General features: G+C 44.0%; 14 protein-coding genes. 10 read left to right on the top strand and 4 right to left on the bottom strand.

The window, feature by feature from the left end; all coding sequences use genetic code 11:
- Position 1 precedes the first annotated feature (1 nt).
- Positions 2–988, top strand: a complete 987-nt coding sequence (locus tag PODO_RS16305) for an ABC transporter ATP-binding protein (protein WP_036687658.1) — start codon at positions 2–4, stop codon at positions 986–988.
- Positions 978–1,934, top strand: coding sequence for an ABC transporter ATP-binding protein (locus PODO_RS16300; RefSeq protein WP_036687656.1), 957 nt, complete (start codon positions 978–980; stop codon positions 1,932–1,934). Before PODO_RS16305 ends, PODO_RS16300 begins: the two co-directional genes overlap by 11 nt.
- Before the next feature lie 141 nt (positions 1,935–2,075).
- On the opposite strand, the gene PODO_RS16295 is transcribed toward PODO_RS16300, so the two are convergent.
- From PODO_RS16295 to PODO_RS16285, 3 genes are all read right to left on the bottom strand, one after another.
- Positions 2,076–2,783 carry a DsbA family protein gene (locus PODO_RS16295; RefSeq protein ID WP_036687653.1) on the bottom strand — a complete coding sequence of 236 codons (708 nt, stop codon included), beginning with the start codon at positions 2,781–2,783 and terminating at the stop codon, positions 2,076–2,078.
- A gap of 109 nt (positions 2,784–2,892) precedes the next feature.
- Complete coding sequence (locus PODO_RS16290) at positions 2,893–3,639, bottom strand: HAD family hydrolase (RefSeq protein WP_036687651.1); 747 nt, start codon at positions 3,637–3,639, stop codon at positions 2,893–2,895.
- Between the two features lie 36 nt (positions 3,640–3,675).
- The gene (locus tag PODO_RS16285; protein WP_036687649.1) at positions 3,676–4,593 is read right to left on the bottom strand and encodes an ArsR/SmtB family transcription factor; all 918 of its coding nucleotides are present in this window, start codon (positions 4,591–4,593) and stop codon (positions 3,676–3,678) included.
- 166 nt (positions 4,594–4,759) lie between these two features.
- Between PODO_RS16285 and PODO_RS16280 the strand changes: the two genes are divergently transcribed.
- The 6 genes from PODO_RS16280 to PODO_RS31515 all read left to right on the top strand — a co-directional run bounded on the left by PODO_RS16280 (position 4,760) and on the right by PODO_RS31515 (position 11,246).
- The gene (locus PODO_RS16280) at positions 4,760–5,896 is read left to right on the top strand and encodes an MFS transporter (RefSeq protein ID WP_370510606.1); all 1,137 of its coding nucleotides are present in this window, start codon (positions 4,760–4,762) and stop codon (positions 5,894–5,896) included.
- A gap of 90 nt (positions 5,897–5,986) precedes the next feature.
- Entirely contained in the window at positions 5,987–6,712 is a 726-nt protein-coding gene (locus tag PODO_RS16275) for a phosphonate ABC transporter ATP-binding protein (RefSeq protein ID WP_036687647.1), read from the top strand.
- A 34-nt stretch (positions 6,713–6,746) separates the two neighbouring features.
- On the top strand, positions 6,747–8,027 hold the full coding sequence (locus PODO_RS16270) for a hypothetical protein (RefSeq protein WP_235219555.1): 1,281 nt from the start codon (positions 6,747–6,749) through the stop codon (positions 8,025–8,027).
- A complete protein-coding gene (locus PODO_RS16265; RefSeq protein WP_036687642.1) occupies positions 8,020–8,718 on the top strand; it encodes a response regulator transcription factor in 699 nt (232 codons plus the stop codon). The genes PODO_RS16270 and PODO_RS16265 overlap by 8 nt, the downstream gene beginning before the upstream one ends.
- The gene (locus PODO_RS16260; protein ID WP_051491526.1) at positions 8,715–10,181 is read left to right on the top strand and encodes a HAMP domain-containing sensor histidine kinase; all 1,467 of its coding nucleotides are present in this window, start codon (positions 8,715–8,717) and stop codon (positions 10,179–10,181) included. Before PODO_RS16265 ends, PODO_RS16260 begins: the two co-directional genes overlap by 4 nt.
- 6 nt (positions 10,182–10,187) lie before the next feature.
- Positions 10,188–11,246: a GNAT family N-acetyltransferase gene (locus tag PODO_RS31515; RefSeq protein WP_051491525.1), complete on the top strand. Its 1,059-nt coding sequence runs from the start codon at positions 10,188–10,190 to the stop codon at positions 11,244–11,246.
- A 100-nt stretch (positions 11,247–11,346) separates the two neighbouring features.
- On the opposite strand, the gene PODO_RS16250 is transcribed toward PODO_RS31515, so the two are convergent.
- Entirely contained in the window at positions 11,347–12,570 is a 1,224-nt protein-coding gene (locus PODO_RS16250) for a glucose-1-phosphate adenylyltransferase (protein WP_036687640.1), read from the bottom strand.
- Between the two features lie 216 nt (positions 12,571–12,786).
- Between PODO_RS16250 and glgB the strand changes: the two genes are divergently transcribed.
- Both glgB and glgA read left to right on the top strand, forming a co-directional pair.
- The gene (gene glgB / locus PODO_RS16245) at positions 12,787–14,724 is read left to right on the top strand and encodes a 1,4-alpha-glucan branching protein GlgB (protein WP_038571523.1); all 1,938 of its coding nucleotides are present in this window, start codon (positions 12,787–12,789) and stop codon (positions 14,722–14,724) included.
- A 47-nt stretch (positions 14,725–14,771) separates the two neighbouring features.
- Positions 14,772–16,196, top strand: a complete 1,425-nt coding sequence (gene glgA / locus PODO_RS16240; RefSeq protein ID WP_036687636.1) for a glycogen synthase GlgA — start codon at positions 14,772–14,774, stop codon at positions 16,194–16,196.
- Positions 16,197–16,377 lie beyond the last annotated feature (181 nt).

Below are 16,377 nucleotides of genomic sequence, written 5' to 3'. Positions count from 1 at the left end.
TATGGGTGAACCGCTACTTTCTATTGATGACCTTCATGTGAAGTTCTCCCGCAGTGAAGATGAAGTTTATGCCGTAAACGGCGTTAGTTTTTCAATCAATGAAAATGAATCCTTGGGGATTGTTGGTGAAAGTGGCTCCGGCAAGTCCGTTACATTGATGTCATCAATTGGGCTCATTCGCGAAAATGGAAAAATAACATCGGGGACAGCTCAGTTTAATGGTAAGGACTTACTTAAAATGCGTCCCAAACAATTAGAAGATATTCGTGGACGTGACATCGGCGTTGTTTTTCAAGATCCGATGACCAGTTTGAACCCGATCATGCGTATCGGGGATCAAATAATGGAAGCCATGCTGACGCATCAATATGCAAACCGGAAGGAAGCTTTTGACCGAACCATTCAGCTCTTGCATGAAATGGGGATTCCGGATCCCAAATCACGGTTTAAAAGTTATCCTCACGAATTTTCCGGGGGTATGCGCCAACGTATCATGATTGCTATTGCTTTGGCATGTGAACCACAATTATTGATTGCCGATGAGCCAACAACCGCGCTTGATGTCACTGTGCAGATGCAGATTCTTGCACTATTGCAGGAATTGCGCAGAAAACATGGGATGAGCGTAGTGATGGTAACGCATGATTTTGGCCTTGCGACCAACTTTTGTGACAAAATCATCGTGATGTACGGGGGCCAAATCATGGAGAAAGCCACTACGGACAAGTTCATAAGTGAGGCGGCGCATCCCTATTCACTTGGATTGAAACGCTCCATTATCGAAGTGGGCCACAAGGGAAAAGAAATAATGCCTATTCCAAAGACGGCAAAGACACTTACACAGACATTGACCGGCTGCCCATTTGCCGATCGTTGCTTCTATACAACTGAGCGGTGTCAGAATGAAGTTCCTAAACTTCGTGACTTTAGCACCGATCATCAGATCGCCTGCCATCATGCTGAGGAGGTCGCTTCCTATGCCCAATAATCCGCTCTTGCGCGTAGAAAATGTCTCGAAAACTTTTCGGGTACAAGGAAAAAAGCTGCATGCCATCGAGAATGTTTCTTTTACCCTGGAAGCGGGGAAAACACTGGGGCTTGTTGGGGAGAGTGGCTCAGGAAAATCAACCTTAGGGCGAATGGTTCTGCGTCTACTCGAATCTGACAAAGGAAAAATATTTTTTGAGGACGTGGAGCTCTCAAAGGCAAATAAAGAGAAGCTGCGGGCGATGCGCCGGGATATGCAAATTATTTTCCAGGATCCCAAGGCGAGCCTAAGTCCGAGAATGACGGTAGGAGACGCTATTGAAGATGCAATGGCTATCCACAAAATCGGAACTAAAGTAAGCCGGCATGAGCGTGTGATCGAACTTCTTGAGCGGGTCGGTTTGCCTTCTGAAGTCCAATACGCTTATCCGCATGAACTGTCAGGTGGACAATTGCAGCGGGTTGGGATTGCCAGAGCGTTGTCACTGAATCCTAAATTGCTTATTTGTGATGAACCGGTGTCCGCATTGGATGTATCTATTCAGGTTCAAGTTATTCAACTACTAAAGGATTTGCAGAAGGAATTTAACCTGACTTATATCTTTATTTCGCATAATTTGGCAGTAGTGGAGTATTTGAGTGATGATATCGCGGTTCTTTATTTAGGAGAGGTGGTTGAGCAAGCTCCGGCGGATGAATTGTTCAAGAAACCTACGCATCCTTACACGCAGGTCCTGCTAAATTCGATTTTGAAGATTCCGGATAGTGTGGAGCAGAAGCAGCAGATGGTATCGATTCAAGGCGAGGTGCCATCACCGCTCAATCCACCAAGAGGCTGCACTTTTCATCCGCGGTGTTCTTTTGCCTCGGATGTATGTATGGCTGTCAAGCCTGAACGGAAAATCGTGTCAGAAGGCCATAGTGCCGTGTGTCATTTGGTAGAATAAGCAGAGGCTTAATTAAGTAATCAGCAGATGACTTCTGTATATCACAGAAGTCATCTTTTTTAATTCATACACACAAAAAAGCCCTATAAGAAGGTCGCTTTTTTCAAAGTGAACAGCTTATAGGGCGCAGTTAAAATCTGCTTACTGCTTATCAATCGCTGCTGCTAACCCTTCATAGGAAGAATCCTGAAGCAGTACTCCGTTCACCATAAATTTAGGAGTACCGTTCACTCCGTAGGAACCAGCGATCTTAAAGTCTTCTTTTACATCGAACATGTAGGTATGATTCTTGAGATCTGTTTCAAATTGAGCGTAATCAATGCCCTCGATGTTATTCTTAACGAATTTTAGAATGAATTTCTGAGTGGCCCAAATTTCGCTCTCATCGCCTTGATTAGCGTACAGCTTATGAAGGTATTCCCAGAACTTCTCGTTGCTTTGCTTGTAGATGGCTTCGCCGGCGCTAGCAGCAAGATAAGAGTCCCGGTCCAAAAATGCAAAGTTCATGAAAAAAAGTTCCACTTTTCCGGTATCCACGTAGTCTTTAATAAAAGTATCCAGATACTTTTCAGTCCACATTTTGCAGGCGGGACATTTGAAATCTGCGAATTCGATAACTTTAACTTTGGCATCAGGACTTCCAAGATGAGGTTGCTTCTCATATTTCAGCCCATCAACAACAATGCTTCCCTTTACGTCGGTGTAGTTGGGTAGATCTGCTGTATCATCAGTCTTATTGCTTAAGATGAAAACAATTACAGCGAGAAGGATTACAACAACGACACCTAATATCATGGGAAGCAAAGGTCTTTTGGTCTGAGATTGTTTAGCTGACACTTTCTTATTCATATCTCACCTCCTAGACAATATAGGAATACTATAAAAATAGTATAATCATCCAGTAGGTAGTGTAGATATGTCATTTGTAACAATGCTACGTAACGTTGTAGCTAGATTATTAGTTTTTGAATTTAGCGGCTGAGCGAATGACAGGAGGCACCTCGTGGATGGACGAAATAGTCATCACGGCTTGCTGCATCTCCTGCTCCAGCTCGATAAGGTTATAGCTCCATTCATTTTGTTGCTTCAGGTAGATACTGTTAATGCCTGCGGTAACTGCGGGAAGTACATCTGTACGTAACGAGTTGCCAATCATCCAGGTACGTTTGCGGTCAAAGCTTTGGGTAGCCAAAATATTTTCAAGTGCCTCAACATTTTTATGCTTCCGAATATAGATACGATCGTCAAAATAAGCATCCAGCTTCATTTGTTCAATTTTACGTTGCTGAATGGTGTCGTCCCCGCCAGTATACAAGAATAAATGGTGACCCTCTTGCTTCAGCGTATCGAGTGTTTCAACCATGCCAGGGTAAGCTTCAATTTCTTGGTCATAGACGCTTAGACCGAGCTTGTGTAATTGTTGCTCATGAAAGCGATCTGTCGGACGGTTATATTTGGCGCAGAAATAACGGTAGGTGGCGATTAAGGATTTGGGAAAGTTGTCGCTGGCCAGGCCACTCGTGTTGACGGTATCAACATCAATTTCTATTTGCTTGCTGCGTAATTCACTGGTGCTTGGGCCAAATTCATTAAACCAATCAGTCATGAGCTCGAAATATTGCCCTAAAATTAGATCGAAATATTTGTTGCAGTGAACCAGCGTATCATCTAGATCGAAAATTACTTGTTGAGTCATGTATTTCATATCTCTCACTCCTTGGATCTGTATCTGTATAGTGTTCTATAGGTGAATATAAGATTCTAAGAACATTTGAAGCTCAGAAGCGCCGTCTGGACGGATACTGAAGCGCTCATCTTGTTCCCCACGAAGATGGATACGGAGTAAACCAGCTACGCGTAGGATCATTAGGTGATGCATAAGCATTTCTCTGGATTGATTTAAATCGGACTGCATCTCCCATAAAGATTTGGGTTCATGGGCGACATACCGAAGCAATCGGAGTCTGGTTGGATCCGACAGCGCCTTGGTCATGCGCAATAGCACCATCGGTGGCTCATTTTCATCTTCCAATGGCACATCTACAGGATACTGTACAATCACCATAGTTTTGTAGAAGCAGTAGGTGTTAATTGGTCGATTATGAACGGTAGGCAATAATACTATAGTCTTAAGATCCCGTATATCCTCGAAAACTACACCACCAGATGCATATTCAATTAAAGAAATAGGGTCCATTTTGCTTTCCAGCATTTTTTTCTCGGAGGCATCTTCAATTAATAACGGTAAAATCTTGTGTTCTACATGACGAAAATATTGCTCATACCAGAGTCTTAGAAGCGGACTATAGCTGCTCTTGATCCGGGAAGCTTCATCTATGGTGAAATCATGAATTAACGGTGCGATCTGCTGATAACACTCTTCTATAGAAGCTGAATCCAGATCATCCAGAAAATGCAGCACTGACGTTGCGGGCCCTCGGCTGTAAACCCAAGCATATAACACATCATAATCCGTAAATGGCCACTCCGCAGCTTGCATGAGAGCTGTTACTTTATGAGGAGTAATGCGATCTTCCACATCACTTACCCAGTGGGGACCGAGGTCCAAATTGGAGATCCATTTTCTGGTTACATATATCATAAAACTGTCCAGCAGTTCATAAACCGGCGATACGTCGATTTTTAATTCGTAATCCATGTAACATGCACCCCCAGAAATCCGTAACTTCTACATATTATCTCTTGTTTTGAAGAAGGTTGTCCACTATAATGTTCGGTGTTTGCCATTACATCATTGTTTTTATTATAGGGGGATATCATCCGTGTCAGACCGGCTTAAAGTATCTATACGAAGTAATAGCAAAATGACTTTCATGATTCTTATTACAGCTACTATAGCCGCGGGGCTTAGCCAAGGGCTATTGCTGCCCATTCTATCCATTCTTTTGGAGCAAAAAGGAGTCTCCTCGTCACTGAACGGACTGAATGCTGCTGCCCTATACATAGGATCATTTGGGATGACCTTGATTGCTGAACGTGTTCTTGGAGCGGTTGGATTTAAAAAATTGATAGCTGGTGGGATTAGTTTAGTCTTAGTAAGCTTGCTCATGTTTCCCTTTTTTACAGGGATCAAGGTATGGTTTGTATTGCGTCTGCTTGTGGGTGTGGGCGATGCTGCGATTAATTACGGGGCCCAGCTTTGGGTTCTACTCATGACACCTGCCGAGCATCGCGGACGTAATCTTTCACTATATGGCATGTCCTATGGTCTGGGCTTTAGCTTAGGGCCACTTGGGATAAGTCTGCTGCGTTATGGACAGGCCGTGCCTTTTATTGTTCTCGCATTTCTATTTTTGTTAGTCTTAATTCTTGTGACTACAATTCTGCCGGATTCCCGGCCAGATAAAGCGGAGAGTGGTGAAAGTCAGGTTCGCCGTTTCGGTCGTTGTTACAGCTTAGCCTGGTTCGCTTTAATTCCAGCCCTTTTATATGGCTTTATGGAAGCCAGCTTAAATAGCAGCTTTCCGGTATATGGTCTGCGTATCGGTTACAGCACAGATCAAATTGCAGCATTATTGCCTTTTGCGGGGATCGGAGGACTGCTTCTGCAGTTTCCATTAGGTCTGTGGAGCGACCGGTTTGGCCGCAAGCGGGTACTGATTATTGCGGGGATCGGAGGCGGGATCGCCTTTACGATGTTGCCGCTGGCAGGTGATCATTTTACGTTGACAATGGTGCTTCTGATGATCGCAGGAGGACTAGTGGGCTCCTTTTTCTCGTTAGGGCTAAGTCTGGCCGCGGATATTTTGCCACGACATCTACTGCCAGCTGCCAATGTGGTTGCTTCTTTCCATTTTAGTATTGGCAGTATTATCGGCCCCGGCATTGGTGGTTTGTTGCTGCAAGTGGGCTTAAGCGGCGGTATTTTTGCCCTGATGGGTGGTTTATATATCGTGTTCGGCTTGCTTGGGTTATTATTCTCGCCACAACCTAGAAATTGAGGTAAGATAAGAACGAGTGCTCGCATGGAAATTGAACTCACATTCAGAGTACACTATAGATTATAGATGAAGACAGGGAGAGGCTGAACTATGATCACAGTTGAACACTTAGCCAAGGCAGTTGGGGAAGACAAAAATCCGGTCCTGCAGGATATAGGATTTCAATTAGAGCCGGGTGAGCTCGTAGCCATACTTGGAGCGAGTGGGAGCGGTAAGACCACTTTATTACGCTGTTTAGCGCTGCGAGAGAAGTGGGACAGAGGGAATTTTAGAGTGGACGGTACGGATATTATGGCGAGTGCCTTTTCCGGAAAAAGAAAAATCCGCCGGGAGTGGGCTTATCTGGAGCAGAATGCAGAGCTCAATCCTAACCGCACAGCGCTGAAAAACGTGCTGATCGGCCAGTCCGCACAGACGCCAATGTGGCGTATGGTTACAGGGATGGTTCGTTCAGATGATTATATGGGTGCGATGGATGAATTAGATGCCCTTGGACTTCTAGATAAAGCGAAGATGAAGACTAGCCAGCTAAGCGGTGGTGAACGTCAGCGTGTAGCGATTGCTAGAGCATTAACTCATGGTGCCAAAGTAATTCTAGCGGATGAACCGGTTACGGGTCTTGATCCCAAATCGGCAGAGAGTGTATTGGAAACTTTGCGCAGACTATGTAAAGAGACGGGGCTTACCGTAGTGACGGTGCTGCCTATTGAACTGGCTGAACGTTTCGCTTCACGTATATGGGTACTAGAAGATGGACGAATTAAGCATGATATAAAGGGACGTAGATTAACGTCTCAGGAACGCGCGAATTTGTAAAGTTCGGACACGGATAAGGAAAAGAGTGATGAGGTTGAGTATAAAAAGTCTTAGGTGCCTGGCAGCTGCAACACTGTCGTTATCCGTACTTTCGGGTTGTACTTTCATCAGTGATCCCGTTTCGAAGATGAAAGCTCCGCAGCTGTCTGCTGACAAAGCAACACTTATGGCTGCTATTAATTCACATATTCCAGCGGGTACGGAGTTGATCCGTCCGGTTAATGATGAGAGCTCAATTTTCACAGAGGATCTCAATAACGATGGAATTATGGAGTCGTTGGTGTTCTATAGAACGCCAAGCGAAGCTGTAGAGATTCACGGGATGATCTTAGAGAAGCAAGGAGATGCCTGGGTCAAAAAGCTTGTTTTTGATGGGGATGGAACTATGCTGGAGTCCGTCGATCTGAAAGATATGACAGGTGACGGGAAGCTGAATATCATTACAGGTTATTCACGTGGGGAAGAAAAAGGCCTCGTCGTGTATAGCTATTCCAGTGGATCATTAGAAGAAGTGCTTTCACTTCCTTACACCAAATATATGATTGATGATCTTAACAAGGATGGAATTGAAGACATCACCGTTGTTTATTTTAAAAGAAATGAATTTGCAACCATTTCGATCTATCAGTACAATGATGGCTTTAAGGTGCTCGATAAGATCGAGGATATCGATCCGTATTTTTTTAATTATTACAATATTGTCGCAGGAAAGATTGCCAAAGATAAAGAAGGAATCGTATTGGACGCTTCGGTGGATTTCCAATCCGCCTACAGTTTAATTGTTCTTATGGAGCATAACAAGCTGCGCGTGGTTTTGCCAGGTGATACGAGGACTTACAAAGATCGTCTGATTGCAAGCGAAGATATTGATCATGATGGCATTATTGAAGTTGGATTGCTTGAAGCACCAAAAGGATGGGAGTATTTCGACCCCGCAGATATTCCTTATTTCACCTCCTATTATAAATGGGATGGAAAAGATGGCCTAACCTTTGCAGTCCAGCTATATCGTGATCCATCGGATCGCTTTACTATTAATTTTGATCCAGAGCTGCATGGAAAGGTAAGTATTGACACGAAATCTGTTCTGGATAAAAACCTTAAGTTCATCATGACCGACACCGGAGAGACGTTTGCTGAGGTTTCCTTCTTTTCTCCTTCGGAATGGGATAAGGCTAAGAATGAAGGCTGGGAGCTGCTTGGGCGGGATTCAGATAAAGTCATCGGCTACCGTGGTGAGCTAGAACAAAGTACAACAAAAGAAGGAAGCAATAAGATTGCCTCCCCTATTGAAAGGAAGGGAATAGATGAGTAAAGTTCTGATATTGGAAGATGAAGAGTCCATTCGCAGTTTCATAGTCATTAATTTGAAGCGTAATGGGTTCGAAGTGCTGGAGGCTGCTGACGGAAATGAAGCATTGCATAAATTAACCACTATACCTGATATTGATATTGCGTTATTGGATGTTATGGTTCCCGGCATTGATGGATTTGAAGTTTGTAGACGGATTAGGGAGACTAATGAACGCTTGGGAATTATTTTTCTTACCGCCAAGGTTCAGGAGCAGGATAAAGTTTACGCTTTGTCCGTAGGTGCAGATGATCATGTTAGTAAGCCATTTAGCCCAACGGAGCTAATTGCGCGTATTCAATCTTTGCTGCGCCGTGTAAATGTGCATCGTGAACAGTCGGCCAAGGTTTCTTTTCATTCGGGGCCTTTCAGCTTGGATCTTATTACCAAACAATTCAAACGTGATAATGTAGCCATTGAACTGACGCCTACGGAGTTCTCTCTGATTCAATTCTTTCTTGAAAAAGAAAACACTCCACTTAGCCGCGATCTTCTGTTGGATCATGTGTGGGGCAAGGAGTATATGGGTGATCCCAAAATTGTAGATGTAAATATCCGGCGCTTACGCCAGAAGATTGAGAACAATCCTTCGGAACCGGAATTTTTGCAGACTGTATGGGGGCACGGATATAGATGGAAAGGCCAAGGACAATGATTAAGAAGGGGATGCGCAGACAGATTGTTCTGCACTACATTCTTGTAGTTTTTTTGGCGCTTCTCCTCGTAGAAGTTATCTTCCTGCTGGCCATCAGAACATATTATTATGACAGTGTATACAGCAAGATTAAGAATCACATTTCTGTTTCAGAGTCGTTTTTTCAAAAGAACATGATACCAAGCGATAATAGCATCTATCTGCTACAAGAAGTACTGGAGAGGTTCTCATTGAGCAAGACGGAGCTGGAAATCTTATCGCTAAATGGGGATATCATCACTAGTTCCACTGGCTTTCAGCCGGATCGGACCATTACGACCAGTGATGTACCAGAAGCCGTTGGCGGCAGCGTTGGACGCTGGGTAGGGCGTCAGGCAGGCACGAATGAGAGCGTAATGGCGGTTTCCAAAATGCTGCAGATTCATGGACAGGATAAGTATGTCCTAAGGTATATTACTTCACTAGAAGAAATCAATAATGATTTGCTTAATCTTACCTTATTGTCTACTGCTATTGCTGCAGCTGTTATGGCTGTAGTTGTTGGGTTTAGCTTCGGACTGGCCAATTCGATTGTGAAGCCGCTGAATAATATTACGGCAGTTTCAGCGCAGATGGCCAAGGGGAGATTCAACGTACGGATTAAGGGAGACTATAAATTTGAGATTGGTGATTTGGCTTCAACGCTGAATTATATGGCTCAGGAAATTGTGCGCAGCAATCAGATTAAGGATGATTTTATCTCGTCCATTTCTCACGAGCTGCGGACACCTCTTACAAGTATCAAGGGCTGGAGCGAAACCTTGGTTTCCGGCGGGTATGATCCGGAGGAGACAAAACTTGGAGTCAGCATCATCTCCAAAGAAAGTGAACGTCTGATTGGGCTGGTGGAGGAAATTCTCGACTTTTCTAAGCTGCAGCAGAACCAAATGAAGCTGTCGATTGGGGTTGTAGATGTAAAGGTACTGCTACAAGAGACGATACTGAATGTTTGGGCTAAAGCGGAAAAGAAACGAATTCATCTGCTGCTGGAATGTGAAGACGCGATCTTTGTTAAAGGGGATGCCAATCGATTAAAACAGGTATTCTTGAACTTGGTAGACAATGCAGTGAAATTCTCACATGAAGATTCCAGTATTGAATTGTCAGCAAAGAGGCTGTCTGCTACAGAAACAGCGATTATGGTACGAGATAGCGGGATAGGGATTAGTGAAGCGCATATATCCAGAGTTAAGGACCGTTTCTTTCAAGTGGATGCACTTAATGGAGGAACAGGCTTGGGGTTAGCGATCTCACAGCAGATTGTAGAACTTCATAATGGGACACTTGATATGGCAAGTGAGCTTGGAAAGGGAACGGAAGTAACCGTCATCTTGCCTCTTACTGAACCACAGCCGGAAGTTAACTCAGATGAGGTAACTCAAATTACAGCTACCTTTCCTGAATTAGATGATTGGGAGACGTGACCTGAGATGGGGATAACGAAGAATTCGATCCGTATAGTTCGTGGAGAGCCTGATCGGGTTAACGACATCTTGAGGCTGTTGCAAGAAGCGGCAGGATGGATGGAGCGTAACGGGATTAACCAATGGACACCCGGACAATTTAATGAGACCGATATTGCAGGATATTTCGCTGACAGACATGTTTATTTAGCCCTTGACGATGGGGCTGTAGTTGGCATGTTCACGTTGCAATTCAGTGATCCACAGTACTGGGGCAGTAAAAATGATGAGTCCTACGCTTATTTGCACCGATTGGCTGTGAAAGACTCCCACCGCGGCCGAGGACTTGGACAGCAAATGCTTAAATATGCAGTAGTGCTAGCCAAAGATCTAGGCTGTAAGAGTCTTAGGTTTGACACTGTGGCACATAACATTAAGCTCAATCGTTATTATCAGAGCATGGGTTTTCACTACATGGGCACTAACGATATGGGAAATGGTCGTTTAGTGAACTTATATGAACATTTTGAGGAGAGTGCTGAGTCAGACCGTCTGATCCTCAGGTTTATATCAGAATCTGATTTTGAACACTTAAAGCGCTGGAGTGTTTCTCCAGAGTATCTGAAGCAGTGGGCAGGACCTTCGCTTACTTATCCTTTAGACGATGAGCAGCTTGTTAAATACTTAACGGATGCTAATCATCCAGGCTTATCCGATCGCCTTATCTTCTGTGCAATTCAGGAAGCTACGCAGCAGGTAGTGGGCCATATTAGCTTTTCTGCCATTGACCGGGTTAATCGTTCTGCACGTATCGGGAGGGTAGTAGTGGACCCTGAGTTTCAAGGTAGAGGCATTGGTAAACGGGTGATGCAAGAAATGCTTCGAATTGGATTTGAAGGTCTGGACCTGCATCGTCTGTCTCTAGGCGCTTTCGATTTCAATACAGCTGCCCTGAAAGCTTATGAAGCTGTTGGCTTTAAGCGGGAGGGTGTTCAACGTGAGTCCGCTTTATTCGGAGAGCATTATGTAGATTGTGTGGAAATGAGCATATTAGACAGAGAATGGACGGCTAGCCGTAATTCATAAGATCATTAATTCTTTACAACCGAAGAGGCTGTTGCTCTGGTCATGATCGACCAGGACAACAGCCCCTTTTTATATAAAGTATTTTTCTATATAATGGTTGTTATGAAGGAAGAACTTCACGCAAACGTCCTGTCTTCTCATACACATCCTGAAACAGACGGGAAGGTTGGTTTCGGACCGCCGGCTTGGCAGCCACAGTCTCATGTGGTCCAACGACAACGATATTATTTATGCTTCCCTTGATGACTGCGCCATCCTTAATGATTGCCCCTTCACCAATAATGGCATTCTCAATCAATACTCCACGACCAATGCGAGCTCCAGGCATAATAACACTTTGTTTGATCTGGCTCATCTTACCGATTTCTACCCCATTAAAGACTACAGAACGTTGTAGACTACCTTCTTGGGAGCAGGATTCATTCACGAGAGAGTCCGTTGACGGGATCTGTACACGTGGTTTATGAACTGCAAGCTTAGTCCGGCGAACCCGACTATACATAGGCCAATGAGTCTTGTCTAACTTCATGCCATTGTCTTTTTGCAGAAGGTCCATATGTGCTTCCCAGAGACTGCCGACTGTACCTACATCTCTCCAGTAACCCTTGAAACGGTAAGCGAATAAATCATCATTCTGATCCAGCATGGTAGGAATAACGTCTTTACCAAAGTCATGGCTGGAATTAGGATTAGCTGCATCCCGCAACAAGTGCTCCTTCAGATAAGCCCACTCGAACAGGTAGATACCCATTGAAGCAAGATTACTTTTTGGTACTTTAGGTTTTTCCGCAAATTCGGAAATTTTCAGATCATCGTTTACGTTCATTACTCCAAAACGACTAGCCTCATCCCAAGGAACCTCCATTACGGAGATAGTTGCTTTTGCTCCTTTTTCAATATGATAATTCAGCATCTTACGGTAATTCATATGGTAAATATGATCACCGGATAGAATGAGCACATGTTCTGGGTTGCGGCTATCAATAAAGTCAATGTTTTTATAAATCGCATCAGCAGTTCCTGTATAACTGTCTCTGCCTTCAACACCTGAAGGAAGCAATGTGACACCTTTATCCTTTTGACTAACTAAGCCCCAAGGCTCGCCTTCACCGATATGATTATGCAAAGAGTCAGCTTCGTATTGTGTCAGAACACCTACTGTATCAATGTTCGAATTTACACAGTTACTTAGCGGGAAATCAATAATTTTATACTGTCCACCGAAAGGGACTGCAGGCTTAGCCATACTGGAAGTCAAGGGAGCCAATCTGCGGCCTTCCCCTCCTGCCAATAACATGGCGATACAATCTTTTTTGTTGTTCATTTGTTATCCCTCCCATTATTTTGTCAATGCTTGTAATATAAACTTACGACAAGCGCTTGAAACGACATAGGTGAAATATATTGCTTTGTAAACAGAAAAATTACAATTAATATTTCTTTATCAGAAAATCTTTTCTTTTAACATCAAAACATTTTCAAAATGGTAATATTCGGGTAAGGTAATAGGTACAAGCACATTGAAAAAGGTGGTGTAGAATTGGCTGAAAAAGCAAAAATCGAGACCCTTCCGTCAGCTGCTGATATCTATCTGTTCCATGAGGGCACCAATTATCGCAGCTATTCTATGCTGGGTGCACACACTGCCGCTGAAGAAGGCGTTACCGGTGTGCGCTTTACCGTGTGGGCTCCTCATGCGACATATGTAGGACTAGCTGGTGATCATAATGATTGGGACGGAACACAGGGCGTGGACTCGTTATATAAGATACCCGATTCAGGATTTTGGAGTCGTTTTTTTCCGGGAATACAGCCGGGAACTTTTTACAAATACAGGATTCTTGCCTCAGATGGATCAAGTTTCCTAAAAGCGGATCCTTTTGCTTTCAAAGCCGAGGTTCGACCGGCAACGGCTTCGGTAGTAGCAGAACTGGATGGCTACCGATGGGGAGATGCAGCATGGCGTCGGAAAAGCAAAGCGCCTTATCAACAACCAATGAACATTTATGAAATGCACTTCGGTACCTGGCGTCAAAAAGAAGATGGAGAGTTCTACACCTATCGGGAAATGAGCGAGCTCTTAATTCCTTATTTGGTGGAGCTGAACTATACACACGTGGAATTTATGCCGCTGGCAGAACATCCATACGATCTATCCTGGGGTTATCAAGGGACGGGGTATTTTGCGGCAACCAGCCGTTATGGCGAACCCCATGAGTTGATGTATTTGATCGATCAGCTGCATCAGGCAGGTATCGGTGTGATTTTAGATTGGGTTCCAGCTCACTTTGCCAAAGACGCACACGGATTACGTATGTTTGATGGAGCGCCACTTTATGAATATGCCGATCCAATGTTAGCTGAAAAACCAGGCTGGGGGACACTTTCGTTTGATTTCAGTAAGCCGGAGATTTCTTCTTTTCTTATTTCTAATGCGCTGTTTTGGTTTGAGTATTATCATATCGACGGAATGCGTGTAGATGCGGTTACCAGTATGCTTCGATTAGATTTCGAAAAGCGGGATCATCAATATCGGCGGAATGTTAACGGTGGATTGGAGAATCTGGAAGCCATCAAATTTATCCAGAATCTGAACAAGGCTATCTTTCATTATTTCCCAAAAGCATTGATGATGGCGGAGGAATCCAGTGCTTGGCCGGGGGTTACTGCACCAGTGCATGAAGGAGGCCTTGGCTTCAATTACAAATGGAATATGGGTTGGATGAATGATACGCTAGGCTACATAGAACATGATTTTGGTGGGCGCCCTTATCATCATAATTTACTTACGTTCCCAATATGTTATGCTTATGCCGAAAATTACGCATTGCCGCTATCGCATGACGAGGTTGTCCACGGCAAGAAGTCTTTGTTAGACAAAATGCCAGGTGCTTATGAACAGAAGTTTGCAGGGCTCAGACAGCTGCTGGGATATCAGATCTCACATCCCGGTAAAAAGCTTCTGTTTATGGGTGGAGAGTTCGGTCAGTTTATCGAATGGAAGGATCAGGAGCAGCTGGACTGGCTGCTGTTGGATTATGAGAGCCATCGTCGGATGCTTGCCTACACGGCTGCACTTAATAAACTGTACCGCTCCGAAAAAGCGCTGTGGGAGCTGGATCATGCTCAAGAAGGTTATCAGTGGATTGATGCAGATGACAATGATCAAAGTGTGATTTCGTATATACGCCGAGGGAAGAAACCAGGAGATACGCTGCTTATTGTCATCAATTTCCAACCGGTAGAACGGCACAATTATCGTATAGGCGTGCCACGGGCTGGGACATATGAAGAGTTCTTTAGCTCCGAAAATGTAGAGTACGGCGGTTCCGGATTGCACAATGTCCCTCAAAAGAGCGTTAAGCTGGAATGGCACAATCAGGTGAACAGCATAGAGCTGACTCTTCCGCCCCTTAGCTTCCTGGTGTTTAAAAAAACGTCACGAATGGGTAAGAATAAAGAGGCAAAAGAGTTATAGATCTAAGTACGAATAGAGAATCCGTACAGTTTAAGGGGGAAATAATCATGAAAGTTTTATTTGCCGCAGCTGAAGCCCATCCTTTTGTCAAAACGGGTGGTTTGGCCGATGTCATTGGAGCACTACCTAAAGCGCTGAAGGCTGCCGGGGTAGATGTACGAGTGATTTTGCCTAAATATCGTGGGATTCCTGACAAGTTCACCGCTCAAATGGAGCATTTAACGGAAGTGTATGTCCCAATTGGCTGGCGAAAACAATACTGTGGAATTGAACGCATTATCTATGAGGGTATCCCCGTTTATTTTATCGACAATGAGTATTATTTTGGGCGTGATGGAATTTATGGTTATATGGACGATGGTGAACGGTTTGCGTTCTATAATCGTGCAGTACTGGAGTGTCTGCCGGCCATTGATTTCCAGCCTGATGTTCTGCATTGCCATGATTGGCACGCGGCCGTAATTCCAATGCTCCTACAGGGGCATTATCGTCACAATCCATTTTACAGTGAAATGCGGAGTGTATTTACAATACATAACCTGTTGTATCAGGGAGTGTTTCCTTATGAGGTACTTGGAGAGCTGTTAGGTCTGGATAGCAGTTATTTTGGTAGTGTGGAGTACTATGGTAATGTGAATTTCTTAAAAGGCGGGATTGTATTCAGTGATCGGGTCACGACCGTTAGTCCGACCTATTCAGAAGAAATTCGCACACCTTATTATGGTTACGGCCTGGATGGTTTATTGAACGCACGGTCAGATGTTTTAAGTGGGATTGTGAATGGCATTGATACTAAAAGTTATAATCCAGCGACAGATTCCAGCCTTGTCACCCGTTATCGTTCTAATTTGACCAAGAAGACGGAGAACAAAGTAGCCTTGCAGGAAGAGCTGGGATTACCAGTAGATGCTAATATCCCAATGGTAGCTATGGTCACGCGTCTTGTGGACTCCAAAGGCTTAGATCTGCTTACCCGAGTGCTGGATGAGCTGCTATATCACGATGATATTCAATTTGTGCTGCTTGGAACTGGTGATGAATCCTACGAGCGTTGGTTCAAGGAAGCAGCATGGCGTTATCCGACAAAGCTGTCTTCACAGATCCTATTTAATGATGCACTCTCACGTAAAATATATGCTGCCAGCGATATCTTCCTTATGCCGTCCAAGTTTGAGCCATGTGGCATCAGTCAGCTGCTCGCTTTGCGCTATGGTAGTATACCCGTTGTACGTGAGACAGGTGGCCTCAATGATACTGTGCACGCTTATAATGAAGAAACCGGTGAAGGCAATGGCTTTACGTTCAGCAATTATAATGCTCACGATATGATGTTTACGCTGCGCCGGGCACTTTCTTTTTACAAGCAGCCTGAACATTGGAAAAAGATCACAAAAAATGCATTCGCGGGAGATTATAGCTGGAATGTATCCGCTCAACAGTACATGGATATCTATGATGATATAACAAGATAAAGTTTAACAAATTCTGTAATGGGTTAATAAGGGATTGCACCCGGGAGTATGGTAAATACTCTGGGAGCAGTCCTTTTTTTTATGACATAAGGGAATGAACAATCGAATGATTTAGCTAGTATAGGGGATAGTAAAAATGTATAAATCTTGCTTCATCGTGAATAAAAGCGGTTTTTTAGTT

The sequence above is a fragment of the Paenibacillus odorifer genome, assembly GCF_000758725.1.
GTDB lineage: Bacteria > Bacillota > Bacilli > Paenibacillales > Paenibacillaceae > Paenibacillus_AQ > Paenibacillus_AQ odorifer.
Note: the sequence above shows the minus strand (reverse complement) of the source record. Positions and strands in the feature narration are given on the sequence as shown.